Consider the following 18,400-nt stretch of genomic DNA (forward strand, 5'->3'; position numbering starts at 1 on the left):
ATAGAGAGATAATTAACGCTTGACACTATATATAGTGTCCTTGCGTAAGTCCTGTATTAATTATTAATTATTAATTATTGAAACATCTAGCCACTTAGCATCTTTGAAGTTGAGTGGTGTGAGACTATTTGAGAACTAGGTCCGACGCTTTTGCCTTCACATTCGCTCTAATACCATGTATGAAAAAAGAATGTTAGGAATAATAACCACTATAGCGTTACGCATTAAGGTTAGGACATTTATAAATTCTGAAACCCTTTGAAACTTACTGTTCCCTATTCCCTAGGGCTATACCATTCATATTTTACATAAAATTGGCTTTGTTGCACAAAGAGAATTTATGATCTGAAAAAATATATCAAACCTATTCATTATGACTCCTGTACGGGGGATTTCCTATGGAATGCTTCGCAACTGCAAATCAGCTCTACGACTCCTGACTCCTAAAAAATACCAGAACTATTTGTAGCAAACACTTATCAAATTGGTATAATGCCATGTTAGATACAATGATGGTGCATTAAAGCTTTGACCTAACGTACCCTATAAGATCGGCGATCGCACAGCAAGAATTTTTTTTGCCCTTGAATAGACATAAGCAGCAAAATGGTTTTGAGCAAAACAAATACACACTCAATTACATAAAGGATAGTCCAGAGCAACAATCAAATAAGCCTCAACTTGCCTACAATCGTTGCAGCAGAGATACTGAAAATAAACTCCTGACGGATTTGCTTCCACAAAAACTGGTAAAGATTCATTATCTTTACCTAAATACTGATTAGTAAGACTACTTTTTAAGCAGCGATCGGCTCTTCCCACATAAAGCATTGAAAATGGTTTCAGCTTTTTCGGATCGTCTCGATAACGAACTAGGTAAACTCCAGGAAGAGAATCTGGCATCCGATGGATATCGCTGGGATGGAAGTGAAACAGAGGACTCCATCCTAGTGCTTCTAGAGGTCTTCCTAAGATTTCCTGGATTGACAAAGATTCAGGGCGTTGATGATTGTCCATAATCCTAAACAGATCGATACTTCAGAGAAAGATTATAGCAGCTACGAATGATCCCAATCTCGCTTAATTCCCTTGCGTTGATTGAGAAACCGATCGATAGCCATTGCTGCTATACAGCCATCTGCTGCTGCAACCACTGCCTGCTGAAAAGGTGTATTCCGAATATCGCCAATCGCCCAAACTCCGTCTACATTGGTTGCCATCATTTCATCGACTTTAACACCGCCGTTTTCGCTATATGCGATCTGATTACCAATATAGTCTGTAATCGGTCTCGACCCACTTTGGTAGACAAAAACCCCCTCGACTGGCAAGGAAGTCGTTTCCGATTCTCCTCTAGTTTTCATCAAAATACTCGTGACCCCTGACTCATTGCCCTCAATCGAAGTCAGGCGAGTAAAATTCCAATGCTTTACATTTGGCTGACTCAGCAATACCTGAACATGATCGTCTTCCTCCTGTGGTTCTTTATTTGTCAACCAGTGAACAGTAGATGCGAATTTAGTGAGGAACTGAGCTTCTTCGACTGCCTCTGGATTAAGTCCATAAACGGCGACCTCTTTTTGACGATAAAATGCACCATCGCAAGTGGCACAGTAGCTTACACCCCGACCTAAAAATTCTGATTCGCCTTTAAGGGAAGATGTACGACCCATGGCGCCTGTAGCTAGGACAAGCGATCGCCCTACAAATGTTCCTTCTGGAGTATAAACCTTCTTGGATGACCCTTCTACATCAATACCAAACACCTGTGCTCGTTGATATGTAGTTCCGAAAGAGATAGCCTGCTCTCGCATCTCATCTAGTAACGCACTCCCGCTAATATCACCTGCTACTCCCGGATAGTTGGCAATTTTATGGGTAATCGCGAGTGCCCCCACTGCTGGATTCTTGTCGAGAATCACTGTCTTTAAATCTGCACGAGAAGTATACAGGGCACAGCTACAGCCCGCTGGACCACCGCCAATGATAACCACATCAAATTCATAAGTTTCCAAAATCTATAGTCCTCGAAAATAATAGTTCTGAGATTGATTAAAGTATATCTTAATGATACCCCCAGTCGATGAAAATAAATATTGTAGTGGTAGTGTACTACCGGCAATCAACTACTCAAGTAAAATCTCTAAACTGCCACAGAAAAATACCTTTGATTAAGGTAAAATGTTAGTTGAGTAGATGTCTAAAATATTAATGGCGATTCGCGAATTGCCCCTACCACCAAAATATTACAACCGATTAGAGGATTGCTATATGAACCCATCCCACTATTTTTGAAAGCCTTAAATCGAGCCAATGAAAAAATCGTGAAAAATATTAAAAATATTAAAAATTATCTTAGTGGTTTAATGGTATAGACTCATCAATCACCCTGATAGAAATACTTTAAATAAATTTCTACTGCTGTAAAATAACTGCAACTTCTGGCAAAGATAATAACTTTCCATACAAAATATTAGCAATAAATTTATTGCCAGATACAGAATAATGCCATTTATCACCACCCAAAAAAGCTTTTCCTCGTTGTTCATTTGGGATTTTATCTCTAAATTCGGGAATTAAATCAATATAGATTATGTTTCGTTTCTGTAATTCTACCTGTAAATATTGTCGCCAAAAATTAGAGTCATTCTTATAATAGTCCGAACGACTGGGTAAATAAACCACAACTAACTTACTATTTTTCTCTTGATTTATTGCTGCCAAATCCTCAAATATTTTCATAGCTATAGCAGGAGTTTGAACAACATATTTATTGTTTGGTTTAAAATTTTGAGGAAATAATTTTTGCAATATAAAGAAAAGGCTTAATTTTTGAATATGCCTACTGCCTCGTGTAATTTTTTTAAATAAAAAAGAGGGTCTAGGAACAGGAAAATTATGATTAACTAACTCCCCATTTTCTAAATACAATAATGGTTTACCATGACCCACAAAACTTGCAATCTGCATCCGCACAAAATCATTAGTAATAAAAGCAAATATCTGAATGTTATGCTCAAATTTAGTACCATCACGTTTGTACCATAAATAAGCTTGGTCAACACCATATCCTCCTTGACCCATATTAATAGTTTGCAAACGCTGATTTATAGATGTTAATAATTGACACCATGTTTGATGGTTACTAACACCCCATCCCATTGTGAAAGAATCCCCAGAACAAATTATCCTAACTTTATTAGGGGGAATATTAATAGTAAAATCTTCGTTATTTCTGAATGATTGAGAATTTGTCCGAAAATATATCCCCTCACCATACATATTTGGAATATCCACATTAGGAATATTCACCCATCCTAATAATTCATCATATTGAGCGTAAAGATGTGCGGGATTTGGTTGAATTTTGCTGATTCTATAAAACATCAATAAGATACTAGATAGACCTTCAACTAAACTCAATATTGCCACAATTAAAATCAAATTAATCGAAACAATTTTGATAATTTTTTTTGTCTGATGTAAACTAATATTTATCATAAATATTAGACTTTTGGATATAAATAAATATGTTCATTAATTGATTTCGTAAGCATTCAGCACTCAGTTATCAGCTCTCAGCTTCATTACCTTTAAAAGAGGAAAAAGCAAAAGCAATCAAGAGGCTTCAAAGAATTAAAAGTATAGTCATTTTAGTTGAGATTGAGACCAAAGTTTCTTGCTGTTAAAGGGTTTCAGCTAAAAAACTGTTTAATTCTTATTTAAAATGACTATATATATAAAAGTCTACATAGATAAAAGTCTATCGAACTACATTGTTCATTAAAGAGCTGAGAGCTGAATACTTACGCCATTTCTCCTAACTACTCCCTACTCCCTACTCCCTACTCCCTAATCTTGTAAAATAACTCCAACTTCGGGCAAAGACAACAACTTCTCATACAAAATATTAGCAAAAAATTCATTGCCAAATACAGAATAATGCCCATCACCTCCCAAGAATGCTGTTTCTACTTTTTCATTAGGCATTCTCTTTCTAAATTCAGCAATTAGATCGATATAGATTATGTTGCGTTTCTCTAACTCTACCTGTAGATATTGTCGCCAAAAATCAGATTCATTGCCATAATAGTCAGAACGAATAGGCAAATAAACCACGACTAACTTACTATTTTTTTCTTGATTTATTTCCGCCAACTCCTCAAATATATTCATAGCTATAGCAGGAGTTTGAGCAACATATTGATTATAAGTTTCCAGCTTTCTCGGAAACCATGTTTGCCATAGACCTAAAAATCTTAACTCTTGAATATATCTGCTACCTTGTGTAATTTTTGGAACTAAAAAAGAACCTCTAGGCACAGGAAAATTATGATTAACTAACTCCCCATTTTCTAAAGACAATAATGGTTTCCCATAACCCAAAGACTTTGCACGCTGCATCCGCACAAAATCATCAGTAATAAAAGCAAATATTTGAATATGATGCTCAAACTTACTACCATCACGTTTGTACCATAAATAAGCTTGGTCAACACCATATCCTCCTTGACCCATATTAATAGTTTGCAAACGCTGATTTATAGATGTTAATAATTGACACCATGTTTGATGGTTACTAACACCCCATCCCATTGTGAAAGAATCCCCAGAACAAATTATCCTAACTTTATTAGGGGGAATATTAATAGTAAAATCTTCGTTATTTCTGAATGATTGAGAATTTGTCCGAAAATATATCCCCTCACCATACATATTTGGAAGATCGGCATTAGGAATATTCACCCATCCTAATAGTTCATCATATTGAGTGTGGCGTATTTCACTCATTGGTTGAACTTTACTAATTTTATCAAACAGCAATAATATACTAGATAGACCTTCAACCAAACTTAATATAGCTACTAATAAAAGGAGATTAATTAAACTGACTTTGATAATTTTTCTGCTCTGCATAAATCCCATATTATTAATAAGTTTTGCAATTAGGTAGATAAGCTGTTCCTAATTTAAACTACTTACAGCATATTCAAGATTAATGTAGTACAACTGACCAAAAAATAAGCTCTCAAACCTCCCTCTTTAAGCTATGCATGATAAACATCTTTCTTAACATAAAACGTAGACAAAAAAGAGAAGTTATGTATAAGTCATTTGAAAGGCTTTTTTCTCAGAAAAGTGTATTGAATTAGACATAAAGAAGTGAGAAATGCAGACAAAATTCTTACCGAATTATTAATTAATTATTAATAATTAATTCGCGCCTTGAAGCCTCCCCTTGGATAGGGGAAAAAGCGGTCGTTTGCGGAGCATGACCTTAGGATGGGATGGCGAGGTTTCCCGAAGAGTGCAGAGCCGCTGCCTCTTTCAGAGGAGCTAACGCTAACGCTTTTCATGTCGCGCAGCGAAACGCCATATCAAATCGACCAAGAGAAAAGTGCTCTTGAATTTCCCAATATTCAATTCCGTAACGGTTTTAAGCTTCTTGTAATTATCAATTATCAATTATCAATTATCAATTAATGAATCCCCTACTCCCTAAAACCTAACTACTCCGATGGTAATTTTGATACTTAATTCTGGCACCAGCCCATTGTAGTTTTTCTCTGAGAGTCTGGAAAAATGAATAATTTTCCCGCAAAATAATAAACTTAGCTTGACAATCTGCCATACGCACATCCACCCTCTGTCCCGGCCAAATAGCAGTAGATAGAACTCCATCTGCCCAAAGTTTAGTAGTTAGATCGTGTTCCTGTAAAGGCCAAACGCTGACTATACAACCAGGAGGAAGAACAATAGGACGACTAGAAAGACTTAAAGGACAAATTGGAGTCACAGAAATAGAAGCCATACCAGCGTGCATAATTGGTCCATTAGCAGAAGCAGTATAGCAAGTCGAACCTGTGGGACTTGCAACAATTAATCCATCTCCTTGATATTGGTCTACAACCTCACCATCAACTTCTACTTCCAAAATAGAAGTAGGCATCCTATCAGCAGAAGCAGGTTTAATACAAAATTCATTCAACGCTAAAAAGCGATCGCTTGCTGGTTTGAGGTTTGAGCGATCGCCATTAAACACTGCTGACTGTAACATCATCCGCAGTTGTACTGCATAGCGGTCTTCAAACAACCTATCCCATACTTTCTCTGTATCCTTAAAATCTTCAAAATTCTCTGTCAAAAAGCCTAAATGTCCTCCCACATTGACTGCCAACATAGGAATACCTTCAGCTGCTAAATGTCTAGCGGCAGCTAATGCAGTACCATCTCCCCCCAAAACGACTGCCAAGTCAATCTTATGAGTGCTGGAGGCAAGAAAAACTGGATAAGGATTATCTTGTGGTCCACTTGGACCCATCAACACTTGACATCCTCTATCTTCCAACTCTCTAGCAGATTGTTCTGCGTAATGGCGACTCACATCATCTCTGGCCTTATGAGCAATAATTACTCGTTTAATATCCATAGTTAATATTTTAGATTTTAGATAGAAATTAGGATAATTCCTGCATAAGTTGTCATTGTATAGCAATAGCCAATAGGCAATATGGTTAGTATTTCTGAAAAACTGCTTTTTTCCTCTAGCATCTAGATGTTTTGATCGGATTTAGTATGGTTATAAAAAAGCTTCTTTTTGTTGGTAAGTATAATTACTAAAGTGAATTTATCCTAATCATTATCGAAAAATTAATCAGTAGCCTACACAACTGTCACAGTGATAGAAAAAAGCAAATATAGAAAAATTATTAATCTAATAGCAACTCGATCTAAAACAGCTATAATTTACATAGCTGTTGTGTACTATAATTTCTAAAAAAATTTTTTCGGTGAGAAAAAATGGGTCTGAAGCCTAGCCCTTTTAGGGTGACTTTTTATCTAATGTTGGCATAAGACCCGCGCTCTCCTGCAAGGGAGCGTCGTATGGGAATGCCAACCCATGCTATAATAATACCACTTAATGTTAGTAATAAGTCAAAAACATTGAAAGCTAGATACAAATATCGTATATATTCTAATCATATTCAAATAACTAAATTAAGTCAACTATTTGGTTGTTGTCGATTGGCATTGACTTAGGTATTTCTACATTTGCAACTTTGAGCAATGGAGATCAAATTGAAGCTCCTAAGCCACTTAAGCAAAACCTCAAAAAATTAGCCAAATTTAAACGTAAATTTGCTCACACTGAAATTGGCAGTAAACGCCGTGAAAAAGCTAGATTAAGAGTCGCCAAACTACACGGGAAAGTTAAAGATATCAGAACAGATTTCTTACACAAATTGTCTACAAATTTAGTCAAAAAATACGACACTATCGTATTAGAAGACTTGAAATAGCAGTCAGCACTCAGCTATCAGCTTTTCACGGTGTATAATGGGGGATTCAAACCCTGCACGCAAAGCGCACCACGCGCTGTTTCGCTCCTCTTGTGGGGGACTGTTACCCTTGGATCTTTAGCTGTTAACGTAGTTCCGACCCAGGAGGCTAGCTAAATGCTGTTTGCGTAGCATTCCGTAAGGAAAAGCGAGCTAGCTAGTTAAAAAGGGACGTTGTATGCAACGTCCCTACTCCTGCGTAACAAACTAATTTTGTACCTCACCATAATGGGAATTGCTATAAATCAATTTCAAACAGCTGCCCTTGTCGCGACCCTGGCAATTCACTTGCATACCAAGGGGCGAGGAATTTTCCTCCTGGCCAAGGAACTACAAGGGACGTTGTATGCAACGTCCCTACTCCTGCGTAACAAACTAATTTTGTACCTCACCATAATGGGAATTGCTATAAATCAATTTCAAACAGCTGCCCTTGTCGCGACCCTGGCAATTCACTTGCATACCAAGGGGCGAGGAATTTTCCTCCTGGCCAAGGAACTACAGATGAGCAAGCAAACAATTTGGCACTGGAATCGTATTTAGAATCAACAACGCTCACACTGGCAATATTCATCACAGGTAAAATAATCTCTCTCTCCCTTGCTTGCGTACGCGGCTCGATACAGACGACTTTACCGCTAAACCAAAATGTGAGCCAAAGACGACCCGCCCTATCTACAGCCAATCCATCAGGTACTCCTTCATTTTCATGGGCAACAAGAAGTTTGTGATGGTACTGAACATCTCTTAGAGTTGCTTCAGTTTGAGAGGAATTGAGAGCGAAGACATGAACCGCCCGTTCCAGACTATCTACAACGTAGAGCGATTGCCCATCTGGTTATATTCCCATGCCATTACCATAACCAAGTCCCCTAAAAACTTCTTGGACTTGTCCCTGAGAATTATACCGTAGCAGTGCCCCTTTTTCTCTAATTCCTGTCGCATCTTCATTGATGGTATTGAACCAGATGTGTCCGGTTGGGTTAATAACTACATCATTACAAACCAACTGTTTGCCTTGATATTCTTGGATAATCGGCACTAGCTCTTGGGTACTGAGATTCAATTCCACCAGTCCTAACTCCCCGGATAATACTACGGTTCCCGTTGCCAATACTGCAACACCATAAAACAAACCAGGTAATGGGAACCGCTGCACCTTGCAGGTTGTTAAGCACAATTGAATAAGCTGAGGATTACTATAGTCCAGGCAAAATAATTGATTACTTCTGGAATCATAGACTGGTGAGCGTCTTTCTAACAATAATGCATTGCGTAGATGCTCCCCATAAAACTGTAAGGCAGCTCGGTCAGTGCCAACAAGGTTTAGCTCTGCTAGAGGACTTGGATGATAGTAGGTATCTTTGATTTGCTCCCCTGGTTTGCAATTAAAGGTAATCAATTCTGAGCAATCAAGAGTTTGTTCAGCAAGGCTAAAATCAAACAGTGTTGAGGCGAGACCACTTTTACGAGTTGACAAATACAAGCGAATGCTGGTGCGTGTTTGTTCTACTAATGTCTGTTTGGGAATCTGGGGACAAATTCCCTGGGCTAATTTCAGAGCAGCTTTGGGTAAATTAAAGTTAAGACTCTGCTGATATAAAGCTTGACAAAAAGCGTGAAATGTGTAGTTAACTGATTCTTATGGTGAGAGCAGCTCAAATGACTGAAAATTGATTAATGGACTAAAATAATTGTGATACAAAACAGATGTTATCGGACATGATATAATACCTTTATTTGTCAATGGTTTGATATTTAGATCGGTAAGCCTAGCTATATATAAAAAAAACCTCCAACGGGAGGCTAAAAAATCATCAATTACTTCATCTTCAAAACAAAATTTTCTGGATTAAAATTGAGTCAAAATATAAAGTAAAGTGAACAAAACAATCCAGATAATATCAACAAAGTGCCAATATATTTCTGCCATTTCAATACCAACGTGCTTTTCTCCATTGTAATGACCAGCACGACGGGAACGCCATAACACACCAAGAATTAGCAATACACCAACAAAAACGTGCAGACCGTGGAAACCAGTCATCACATAAAAACAGTTGGAAAAGACATTAGTAGTTAGACCATAACCCAAAGTCATGTACTCATAAACCTGACCACCCAAGAAAATGATACCCATGATTGCTGTAACTAAATACCATAAGCGCATTCCGGAGATATCATTCTTTTTAATCGCAGTATCGCCTTTGTGAATCACAAAACTACTGGAAACCAGAATAATAGTGTTAATTGTCGGCAATAATAACTCTACCTCTGTTTCTTCAGGAGGCCAAACTCCTGCATTTGCTCGATAAATCAAATAAGCAGCAAATAACCCTCCAAACATTAAAGATTCAGAAGCGAGAAACGTTAATAATCCGAAAACTCTTAAATCCTGATGTTCTTCGTGATGGGCAACTTCTACTGATGCCGAATGAACTGAAGTATCAACTAAATTATTAGTTGTATCAATGGTTGAACCTTGCATAATCTTCTGTACCTAAAATCAACGAAATAATTTCTGAGGTTGGATAGTTGAGTAGTTATCAGCTTTGTATTAGGTTGGGTTTATACCGTTTCACTGAAGTCAGAAGTCGTAGGGGCGAATGGCCATTCGCCCGCAAAGAAGTCAGAAGTTAGATTCGATCGACTAAAAACTTTGACAGTATCATAGTTTTAGGCAATTATTTGACATTTAAAGCTTGAAACTATTTGTGACATTCTTAAAGTGAATTGGTATTAGTTGCCTCAACCCAATACAATACGAGTTATAACTTATACCTAATTTTCCCCTGGAGGATTCTGAGAATCACCAGAACCACTATATAAGGATGAAGAATCAGCTTCAGAAACAGGCACACCTGTTTCCTTTCTCGAACTTGGTGTAGAAATTAGCTTGAACCGCTCTCGAATAGCAAGAGTTTTCTTCGAGCCAAAATCATAAGGGCCATAAGTAACCACTGGTAATACTTCCCAGTTTTCGATTATGGGAGGTGAGCTAGTAGTCCATTCCAAAGATAAACCACCCCAAGGATTATCGCCAGCTTTTGGCCCATACATCCAACTCCAAATCATGTTGATCAAGAATGGAATTACAGATAAACCCAGAAGAATTGAACCATAAGTACAGATATGATTGATAGATTCAAACTTAGGGTCATACATGGCAATTCGACGAGGCATTCCTTGTAAACCCAATTCGTGCATGGGTAGGAAGGTGAGGTTAGTACCAATTAAAGTCAGGACAAAATGAACCCTACCCCAGGTTTCGTTGTACATCCGACCTGTCATTTTAGGGAACCAGTGATAGATACCTGCATAGAGACCAAACACTGACCCACCAAATAAAACGTAATGGAAGTGAGCTACTACATAGTAACTATCATGGACGTGAACATCAAAGGGAGCTGTTCCCATAGTTACGCCACTTAGTCCACCCATAACGAACATTGCTAATAGACCAATGGCGAAGAGCATTCCACTGGTGAAGCGAATTTTTCCACCCCAGAGAGTAGCTACCCAACTAAAGATTTTGACTCCTGTAGGAACTGCAACGATTAAAGTAGAGATGGTGAAGAACATCCGCATCCAAGGAGGAGTTCCACTGGTGAACATATGGTGTACCCATACGAACAAACCTACTAAACAAATAGCTAGACTAGAATAGGCGATCGCCTTATAACCAAATATTGGTTTGCGAGCGTGAATGGGAATAACTTCTGAGAGAATGCCGAATATTGGCAGAATCATCAGATAAACTGCTGGGTGAGAATAGAACCAAAATAAGTGCTGGTAGATGACCACATCACCGCCCATCTCTGGTCTAAAGAAGCCGGTGCCAAAATTGATATCAAACAATAACATTACCAACCCTGCTGCTAAAACAGGAGTGGAGCATAGAGCTAAAACGGAAGTAGCAAGAATTGCCCAGCAGAATAGGGGAAGTTGATCCCATTTCATGCTAGGAACTTTCATTTTCAGGATAGTGGCGATAAAGTTCACCGAACCCATAATAGAGGAAGTTCCCACTAACACGATACTGAGAATCCATAAAGATTGTCCCGCGTTATTGGTGATAATGCTAAGTGGTGGATATGCTGTCCAACCACTTTGTGCCCCTCCTAAAGCTATACTTGCGATTAATAATGCTCCAGCAGGTGGGTTTAGCCAGAAGGCGATGGCGTTTAGGTTAGGAAACGCCATGTCTCTTGCTCCCACCATCAGGGGAACGAGATAGTTACCGAAACCACCGATAGCAGCAGGTACGATCCATAGGAAAATCATGATCGTGCCATGATTTGTCAGAAAGGAGTTGTAGACATTTGGGTCGAGAACGTCTGGGTCTGGAGTATAGAGTTCTGCTCTTAAACCCATTGCCATTAGACCACCTATCAGATAAAAGAAGAAGGCGGTAACAAGATATTGAATACCAATTACCTTATGGTCTATGTTATAGCCGAAGTAGTGATACCACTTCCAAGCTTCTGGATGTGGTTTTTCCGGTTGTGATTGAGTATCTAAAGGAATTTGTGTTTGCGTCATCTGTAATTATTTTGACAATTACGAATTATTTATTTGAGGAACAAGGGATTTGATTGATTTCGATCCCAAACTCCGCTCTACTTAAATTACCCAGTTAGACCTCGCCCGATCGGGCGGGGTTTAAATTAGTAACTCTAGAGTCTAGTTTTTTGTTTTACATTAAAGAAAACTGACATCTGTCTATAATTTATCTTCTCTACAGACTTGAAATGGGTGGGAACTTCACCTGTTTATCAATTGTCAGTTAGCTGAATGAATTTGACTTAATGTTTCGGAATTTATACCCATTTCATCAGAGTAGGGACTAAGATATTCCGACTCTGATAAATCAGCAGTGTTTACTGCTACAGCTTGATTCAATTCTTGTTGTTGAGCAAAAGTATTTTCTGCTATCCAAGCGTCGTATTCTTCTTGAGTTTCAACAATCACTTTTGTTCTCATTGCTCCGTGGTAAGCACCACAAAGTTCTGCACAATATACTGGATATTCTCCTGTTGTAGTAGCAACAAAACGCAATTGGGTATCTTTACCAGGGATAGCATCTTGCTTCAGACGGAAAGCAGGTATCCAGAAAGCGTGAATCACATCATTAGCAGAGAGGTTGATTTGAATATCCTTGTTTACAGGAATATGTAATTCTCCTGCAAAAACACCACTATCGGGGTAGTTCATCAACCAACCATATTGAATACCAGTGATATCAACTACCACATCTGCTGTTTTTCCTGCCTCTGCAGGAGTTGCTCCCAAACCATATTTGCTAGCCACTTTTTCAACTACTTCTGTTGCTTCCATTCCTTCAGCATCTGCAATTAGGGGAGCAGCTATTGCAGATCCAGGCATTTTCGCTACTTGATCGTGAGATGAGGAATGGTGATGGCTCATCATCATTGTACCACTTGGATCGAATCCACCCATCTGTCTGTATACATCTACACTATAGATGCCAAGACCAATTACAATTATGGATGGAATCGCAGTCCAAAATATTTCTAATGGTAAATTTTCTCTAAAGCTTTCACCATCGCCATCGTCTCCTTTGCGCTTACGAAATTTAATCGCACAAAAGACGATTGTGCCTTCTACCACTAGAAATAAACCTGCTGCTATAGTAAACATGATGTCAAAAAATCCATCAACCAGAGGTGCTTGTACCGAAGCTTGCTCTGGCAGAAGACCATGATTTTGACCTGCCCATACGCTAATTATGGTGACTACTATACCAACTACTAGAGTTATTACTGAGACTGGTACTTTTTCTTTTTCTTCCATTTTACTTAGGTTATTTTGCTGTTCTACTGAACTTAACCAAACTTACCCAAATTGAGGTTTGAGTTTTGCAGATTCCTGCACTACTTTACATCAAATACAAGTGCCCAGGAATCTGCAATTTAATTCTCTCCAGAGATTTAAAATGTATGGCAACTCTACCTACTTTATTTGGTTTAATTTAGGTTAAAAACTTCGCTGTTTTTAGCTACAGTTTTAACCGTTCTTAGAAACCTATAATAATCTGTAAAAATTTACAATTATCTGTTCTATTCCTGCTTCAACCTGGTAACGTCGGCGTTATCCAGTCCACAGGCTGCCACGGTCGAACTGACCGCCATAGCTAGATTTAAGTTAGCATTCAAATTATTGCCAACAGTTACTAGCACTAGCTTAGGTAGAGGAGTCTGTGACTTGTTGTCATACTCAACTATCTAGCTTAGACTAACAATTTACCTATAACTAGATAGAATTGTTACTTTTTAGAAATATTTTAGGTTTCCCCATCTTATCTATTAATTTCTCTAAGTAAAGTTTAATTTCTCTAAGTAAAGTTTATTTTTTTTTAACTATTGCACTGATAAATCACCCTAAACTCTACTTATTTCTAAGTTAAAATTAAAAATATACTCTTAAGTTTCATAGTTTACTAGTTGGAAATATGAGAAAAAGTTTATTATTAACTTTTTTGGAAATTGGTAACATATACAGCAATAAAATATGAATAAAAATTAAAATCAGAAAACTTTCTAAAGCTCAACAACTCTGCCAAAAGTATCCCTTATAGTAACAAAAATCAGACACATTTATATTTTTTTAGGTGTGATGCTTATTTCTGAGTCAATACTCAGGATTTTGTGAATTTAGGAAGATACAGATTAAAGCTAATTAAAAATATTATGGCCAACTCTGTTTTAAATAACAATAGAATTATTTACTCTCAGTCTCAAGCACGGGAACGAATTAGTGCGTTAGTATGGAAACTATGTGTAGCAACCCTAATATTGATGGCTATTGGTAGTGCTACTAGAGTGATGAATGCAGGTTTAGCCTGTCCTGACTGGCCTTTGTGTTATGGTAAGTTAGTACCAATGGCACAAATGAACCTACAAGTATTTTTAGAATGGTTCCATCGGTTAGATGCCAGTTTAATCGGTTTTGGCGCGATCGCTCTCATGGGTATGTCATGGTGGGATAGAAAAGAACTGCCGAAATGGCTACCTTGGGCATCCACTTTTGCCTTTGGTCTCATAGTTTTCCAAGGTGTACTTGGTGGGTTAACGGTTACACAACTATTACGTTTTGATATTGTCACTGCTCATCTGGGTACAGCTTTACTTTATTTTATGACTTTATTAGTCATTGGCATATCCCTAATGCCATACAAAGGTACTGGTAACGTTGGAAAGTTACCTTGGGTAGGATTAACTGCTGCTATTCTAGTTTATGTACAAAGTTTATTAGGTGGCTTAGTTGCTTCTCAATGGGCATTACATCAGTGTTTTGGAGTTACTCAACTTTGTACAGTAATGAACAGTCATATTGCTGGCGTTGTTCCCCCTACCTTAGCAACTGTAACATTAGTAGTAATGGCATGGCGCACCTCTGCCTTACATCCACTACTAAGAAAGTTAGCAAATTGGGCTGGTTTATTAGTATTAGCTCAGATAGGTTTGGGGGTTATGACCTTCCGGTTACGTCTACAAATTGAATTGTTAACCGTCTCTCACCAAGCTGTAGGAGCAGCATTACTGGGAACTTTAGTAGCATTTACTGTTATTGCTTTACGCGATCAACAAGTTGCAAATGTCTAATTGTTAATACAGATACAGTAATATACCCCTCTTTTGTGAGTTATTAGATTAGAAACGTTAGCTATCTGTAGTCAGTGATTCTCACAGAAGCATAAACTGAGCTGCCAAAACTCAAAAATATCAATTTAGGTAAGTTTAGTAGAACGGAAGCGAATAAATTTAAAATTGCCAGGTAGTTAAGTAATATCATGTCCGGATAATAAGTGATAAAGTAGTAGGGCTGAAGCCCTATCTATCCCGGGGCTAGAGCAAAACTACCAGCTTTAATTATAACTATTCAACCGGACATCATATAACTAAATTTTTCAAACTGGCTAACATCAGAAATTAACTGGCACTAATATCCGTTTTTATATTGCCCATAAATTTTAGAGCGCGGAAAGAATAACCAGTTTCAACAGAAAATTAACAAATTAAAATCCATGCAAGAAGTTATTTCTCATAGTCTTCCACGACGCCATGATAATATCCTACAGGTAATTAAAAGCTATTATCAACTCACAAAACCCCGTATTATTCTGCTGCTACTGATAACAACTGCAGCAGGAATGTGGTTGGGTGCAAAAGGAGAAGTATCTCCCCTTCTATTATTCGTGACATTAATTGGTGGAACTTTAGCTTCAGGTGCAGCTAATACTATCAACTGTATCTACGACAGCGATATTGACTATATTATGGAGCGTACTCGCTGGCGTCCTATTCCTTCTGGGAGAGTTCAACCCCGTCATGCTCTGATCTTTGCATTGACTCTGGCAGCAACATCATTTACTTTGCTCACAGTATTTGCTAATTTACTCGCAGCACTCTTGGCAATGTCTGGAATAGTTTTTTATGTTGGTATTTACACTCACTGGTTAAAACGTCACAGTGTTCAAAATATTGTAATTGGTGGTGCTGCTGGTGCTATTCCTCCTTTAGTAGGTTGGGCTGCTGTTACAGGAGAATTAAGTTGGGCAGCTTGGCTACTGTTTGCAATAATTGTTGTCTGGACTCCTCCTCATTTCTGGGCATTGGCAATTTATATTCGTGATGAATATAAAGAAGTGGGCGTTCCGATGTTACCTGTGATTGAAGGAAATGAGGAAACAGCTAGACAGATTTGGGTTTACACTCTGATTTTGATTCCTATGACGTTGTTGCTGGTTTATCCGTTACACGCAAGTGGAGTAGTTTATGCTGTGTTGGCAACTTACCTCGGTGCAATTTTCATTAAGAAAGCTTGGCAGTTGTTGAAAGATCCTTCTAATAAAGATGTGGCGCGATCGCTCTTTAAGTATTCCATTTACTACATGATGTTGTTGTGTTTAGTAATGGTTATTGACAGTTTGCCTTTTACTCATGGAATTACTACCGCTCTAGTGGATAACTTGCAGACTTTTGTTGGTAGCGCAATGGCAATGTTATCTTAGTTTTAATTAAACAATAATTAAACTAATAAAATCTTGTTTTAGGTGGGCTTTTTGCCTGCCTTTTTGTTTGACAATTTGTAGTTTGACAAATAGTAAAAATCATGGTAATGGGGAAATTCATAGAGTTGTTGGGAAATAAAAATTTAACAATGCTCAAAAGCTCACTCTATAAGGTTTTCAAGATTTGATAGTCGAAAAATGCTATAAACTTTGACTGATAAGGGTTTTAGGCATTTTTTTAGCTTAATTCCCAACAACTCTAAATATATAACTAAAACTGAATTACTAGCATCTTGACTCAAAGCTACAATATCATCATACCGAGAACGTAAAAGTATCTCAATTTCAGATGTTGTGCAATTTCCTACTCTTATCCAGATTAACTGAGGAGGAAAACCAAGTAAAATCACCAAATCATAAAAATCAGCATCTTTAGTGACAATAATATATTGATTATCGCGAGCATATTGCCAAACATCTCGATCGCTAGCTTGGTCTAATCCTAAAAAATAAAGATGACTAGAATGTGGATAAATATCAGCTAAACGCGAAACTAAACGAGGCGATAAATTATGGTCGAATAAAAGTTTTATTTGGGTACTATTAAAGTTTGTTGTTCCCGTTCAGCAGCATAGCTAAGACAAGCTCAAATATCTTGTTTTGTTAAATAAGGAAAATCTTCTAATAATTATTCATAAGTCATCCCCGCAGCTAGATAGGAAAGTACATCGTAGACAGTTATTCTCATACCTCGAATACAAGGTTTTCCACTGCGTTTTCCTGGCTCGATAGTAATAATATTTTGTTCTGACATATTTAGTTGATAGATTTAGTTGATTAAATTATTATTGTATTTCTTAATTATTTGAGTTGTAATTAAACAATATAATTTTGTTTCAGGTAGGCATTTTGTCTACCTTTTAGTTTGGGAATTTTGGGCTTGACAAATACTTAAAAATATGATATTGAGATAATTAATCAATCAAGAAAATGTCCAACATTTAGCAACCTTAAATACCTTGATATAATTGAAAATTATAGTCAACCTAAAAGTCAAAAAATTTATCTAAATTATGCCACCAACTAAATTCTTTCCTACTGAACCTGTTCCTCCAGAAAAGTTTGTCGGTAGAACATCTGAACTTTACACAATTTTTGACCAAATTAATAATCGCGGTCATGTAGCTATTGATGGTGGTTCTGGTATGGGTAAATCATCTTTACTCAACTATATAAAATCTCCTATTTTTTGGGAAGAAAAAGGATTAAATTTTTCAGAAGCTTTGATTGTTTATCACAACTGCGGCGGGTCATTTACATCAAATAGTTTTTGGCAAGAAGTGTTGAAAGAGTTAAGAAATGAAGCTGAAGATGATGGAGATTTACAGAGTAAGATTGATGATGTATTAAAAGAAGAAATAATAGAAATAAGAGACATACGTCAGATACTTAGACATATTGGGAAAAAAGATAAATTTTTATCTAAATGTTGGTAGAAGACCCGCGCTCTCCCGCAGGGGAGCATCGTATGGGAATACCAACCCATGCTATGACAAACGCAACTAATATTAGTAACAGGTCGATAAAATTGAAAGCTAGGTACAAATACCGCATCTATCCAAACCATATCCAAATAACTAAATTAAATCAATTATTTGGTTGTTGTCGGTATGTTTGGAATCAAAGTTTAGCACATTGTAATCAGTTGTATATTAATGGCATTAAAAAGCCTTCATATACTGATTTAACTAAACAATTCATAACACAAGCTAAAAGAGAATTACTTTGGTTAAAAGAGGTGGCTTCTACTCCATTACAACAGTCTCTCAAAGACTTAGAGCAAGCTTACAGAAACTTCTTTAATAGTTGTACTGGTAAAAGGAAAGGGATTAAGGCTAAACCACCTAAATTCAAGTCAAGAAGGTCAAAGCAAACGGCAAGATTTGTAGGTGCTAATTATAGGATTGGCCAAGACAAAATATATCTGCCAAAAGTAGGTAAGATAAAAATAGTTTGGTAAGCGAGA

15 protein-coding genes and 2 pseudogenes are annotated in these 18,400 nt (G+C 37.3%); 6 read left to right on the forward strand and 11 right to left on the reverse strand.

What is annotated here, in order from left to right; translation table 11 throughout:
* Positions 1-633 precede the first annotated feature (633 nt).
* The 5 genes from ACP6PM_RS11080 to ACP6PM_RS11100 form a co-directional block, all read right to left on the reverse strand.
* The gene (locus tag ACP6PM_RS11080) at positions 634-1,017 is read right to left on the reverse strand and encodes a hypothetical protein (protein ID WP_293103478.1); all 384 of its coding nucleotides are present in this window, start codon (positions 1,015-1,017) and stop codon (positions 634-636) included.
* 41 nt (positions 1,018-1,058) lie between these two features.
* The gene (locus tag ACP6PM_RS11085; protein WP_426584565.1) at positions 1,059-2,015 is read right to left on the reverse strand and encodes an NAD(P)/FAD-dependent oxidoreductase; all 957 of its coding nucleotides are present in this window, start codon (positions 2,013-2,015) and stop codon (positions 1,059-1,061) included.
* A 400-nt stretch (positions 2,016-2,415) separates the two neighbouring features.
* Entirely contained in the window at positions 2,416-3,501 is a 1,086-nt protein-coding gene (locus tag ACP6PM_RS11090; RefSeq protein WP_426584567.1) for an SGNH/GDSL hydrolase family protein, read from the reverse strand.
* Between the two features lie 351 nt (positions 3,502-3,852).
* Positions 3,853-4,926, reverse strand: coding sequence for a hypothetical protein (locus ACP6PM_RS11095; RefSeq protein WP_426584569.1), 1,074 nt, complete (start codon positions 4,924-4,926; stop codon positions 3,853-3,855).
* A 580-nt stretch (positions 4,927-5,506) separates the two neighbouring features.
* The gene (locus tag ACP6PM_RS11100; RefSeq protein WP_426584570.1) at positions 5,507-6,430 is read right to left on the reverse strand and encodes an NAD(+) kinase; all 924 of its coding nucleotides are present in this window, start codon (positions 6,428-6,430) and stop codon (positions 5,507-5,509) included.
* Between the two features lie 461 nt (positions 6,431-6,891).
* On the opposite strand from ACP6PM_RS11100, the gene ACP6PM_RS11105 reads away from it, so the two are divergent.
* The gene (locus ACP6PM_RS11105) at positions 6,892-7,041 is read left to right on the forward strand and encodes a helix-turn-helix domain-containing protein (protein WP_426584572.1); all 150 of its coding nucleotides are present in this window, start codon (positions 6,892-6,894) and stop codon (positions 7,039-7,041) included.
* Positions 7,020-7,301 carry an RNA-guided endonuclease InsQ/TnpB family protein gene (locus ACP6PM_RS11110; RefSeq protein ID WP_426584574.1) on the forward strand — a complete coding sequence of 94 codons (282 nt, stop codon included), beginning with the start codon at positions 7,020-7,022 and terminating at the stop codon, positions 7,299-7,301. Before ACP6PM_RS11105 ends, ACP6PM_RS11110 begins: the two co-directional genes overlap by 22 nt.
* 445 nt (positions 7,302-7,746) lie before the next feature.
* On the opposite strand, the pseudogene ACP6PM_RS11115 reads toward ACP6PM_RS11110, so the two are convergent.
* The 4 genes and pseudogenes from ACP6PM_RS11115 to ACP6PM_RS11130 all read right to left on the reverse strand — a co-directional run bounded on the left by ACP6PM_RS11115 (position 7,747) and on the right by ACP6PM_RS11130 (position 13,154).
* Positions 7,747-8,826 (reverse strand): annotated as a pseudogene (locus ACP6PM_RS11115) (SMP-30/gluconolactonase/LRE family protein).
* A 366-nt stretch (positions 8,827-9,192) separates the two neighbouring features.
* The gene (locus tag ACP6PM_RS11120) at positions 9,193-9,828 is read right to left on the reverse strand and encodes a cytochrome c oxidase subunit 3 (protein WP_426584576.1); all 636 of its coding nucleotides are present in this window, start codon (positions 9,826-9,828) and stop codon (positions 9,193-9,195) included.
* 293 nt (positions 9,829-10,121) lie between these two features.
* A complete protein-coding gene (ctaD, locus tag ACP6PM_RS11125; RefSeq protein WP_426584578.1) occupies positions 10,122-11,882 on the reverse strand; it encodes a cytochrome c oxidase subunit I in 1,761 nt (586 codons plus the stop codon).
* A 240-nt stretch (positions 11,883-12,122) separates the two neighbouring features.
* The gene (locus tag ACP6PM_RS11130) at positions 12,123-13,154 is read right to left on the reverse strand and encodes a cytochrome c oxidase subunit II (RefSeq protein ID WP_426584580.1); all 1,032 of its coding nucleotides are present in this window, start codon (positions 13,152-13,154) and stop codon (positions 12,123-12,125) included.
* An 896-nt stretch (positions 13,155-14,050) separates the two neighbouring features.
* Between ACP6PM_RS11130 and ACP6PM_RS11135 the strand changes: the two genes are divergently transcribed.
* Positions 14,051-14,965: a COX15/CtaA family protein gene (locus ACP6PM_RS11135; protein ID WP_426584582.1), complete on the forward strand. Its 915-nt coding sequence runs from the start codon at positions 14,051-14,053 to the stop codon at positions 14,963-14,965.
* A gap of 422 nt (positions 14,966-15,387) precedes the next feature.
* Positions 15,388-16,374, forward strand: coding sequence for a heme o synthase (locus ACP6PM_RS11140; RefSeq protein ID WP_426584584.1), 987 nt, complete (start codon positions 15,388-15,390; stop codon positions 16,372-16,374).
* Between the two features lie 161 nt (positions 16,375-16,535).
* Here the strand turns inward: ACP6PM_RS11140 and ACP6PM_RS11145 are convergent, their stop codons facing one another.
* Together ACP6PM_RS11145 and ACP6PM_RS11150 are read right to left on the reverse strand one after the other, a co-directional pair.
* Positions 16,536-16,967, reverse strand: coding sequence for a DUF5615 family PIN-like protein (locus tag ACP6PM_RS11145; RefSeq protein ID WP_426584668.1), 432 nt, complete (start codon positions 16,965-16,967; stop codon positions 16,536-16,538).
* A gap of 53 nt (positions 16,968-17,020) precedes the next feature.
* Positions 17,021-17,188 (reverse strand): annotated as a pseudogene (locus ACP6PM_RS11150) (DUF433 domain-containing protein).
* A 259-nt stretch (positions 17,189-17,447) separates the two neighbouring features.
* Between ACP6PM_RS11150 and ACP6PM_RS11155 the strand changes: the two are divergent.
* Complete coding sequence (locus ACP6PM_RS11155; protein ID WP_426584589.1) at positions 17,448-17,870, forward strand: ATP-binding protein; 423 nt, start codon at positions 17,448-17,450, stop codon at positions 17,868-17,870.
* Positions 17,861-18,394 carry an RNA-guided endonuclease InsQ/TnpB family protein gene (locus tag ACP6PM_RS11160; protein ID WP_426584591.1) on the forward strand — a complete coding sequence of 178 codons (534 nt, stop codon included), beginning with the start codon at positions 17,861-17,863 and terminating at the stop codon, positions 18,392-18,394. Before ACP6PM_RS11155 ends, ACP6PM_RS11160 begins: the two co-directional genes overlap by 10 nt.
* The last annotated feature ends 6 nt before the right edge of the window (positions 18,395-18,400 follow it).

The organism is Dapis brunnea BLCC-M229, assembly GCF_050015995.1.
Classification (GTDB): domain Bacteria; phylum Cyanobacteriota; class Cyanobacteriia; order Cyanobacteriales; family Microcoleaceae; genus Trichodesmium.

Excerpts from the sequence above, each read along its gene's own strand:
- ACP6PM_RS11120 (WP_426584576.1), bottom strand. The coding sequence starts at position 9,828 with ATGCAAGGTTCAACCATTGATACAACTAATAATTTAGTTGATACTTCA.
- ACP6PM_RS11095 (WP_426584569.1), bottom strand. The coding sequence starts at position 4,926 with ATGGGATTTATGCAGAGCAGAAAAATTATCAAAGTCAGTTTAATTAAT.
- ACP6PM_RS11160 (WP_426584591.1), top strand. The coding sequence starts at position 17,861 with ATGTTGGTAGAAGACCCGCGCTCTCCCGCAGGGGAGCATCGTATGGGA.
- ctaD (WP_426584578.1), bottom strand. The coding sequence starts at position 11,882 with ATGACGCAAACACAAATTCCTTTAGATACTCAATCACAACCGGAAAAA.
- ACP6PM_RS11130 (WP_426584580.1), bottom strand. The coding sequence starts at position 13,154 with ATGGAAGAAAAAGAAAAAGTACCAGTCTCAGTAATAACTCTAGTAGTT.
- ACP6PM_RS11135 (WP_426584582.1), top strand. The coding sequence starts at position 14,051 with ATGGCCAACTCTGTTTTAAATAACAATAGAATTATTTACTCTCAGTCT.
- ACP6PM_RS11090 (WP_426584567.1), bottom strand. The coding sequence starts at position 3,501 with ATGATAAATATTAGTTTACATCAGACAAAAAAAATTATCAAAATTGTT.
- ACP6PM_RS11080 (WP_293103478.1), bottom strand. The coding sequence starts at position 1,017 with ATGGACAATCATCAACGCCCTGAATCTTTGTCAATCCAGGAAATCTTA.
- ACP6PM_RS11100 (WP_426584570.1), bottom strand. The coding sequence starts at position 6,430 with ATGGATATTAAACGAGTAATTATTGCTCATAAGGCCAGAGATGATGTG.
- ACP6PM_RS11105 (WP_426584572.1), top strand. The coding sequence starts at position 6,892 with ATGCCAACCCATGCTATAATAATACCACTTAATGTTAGTAATAAGTCA.
- ACP6PM_RS11140 (WP_426584584.1), top strand. The coding sequence starts at position 15,388 with ATGCAAGAAGTTATTTCTCATAGTCTTCCACGACGCCATGATAATATC.
- ACP6PM_RS11155 (WP_426584589.1), top strand. The coding sequence starts at position 17,448 with ATGCCACCAACTAAATTCTTTCCTACTGAACCTGTTCCTCCAGAAAAG.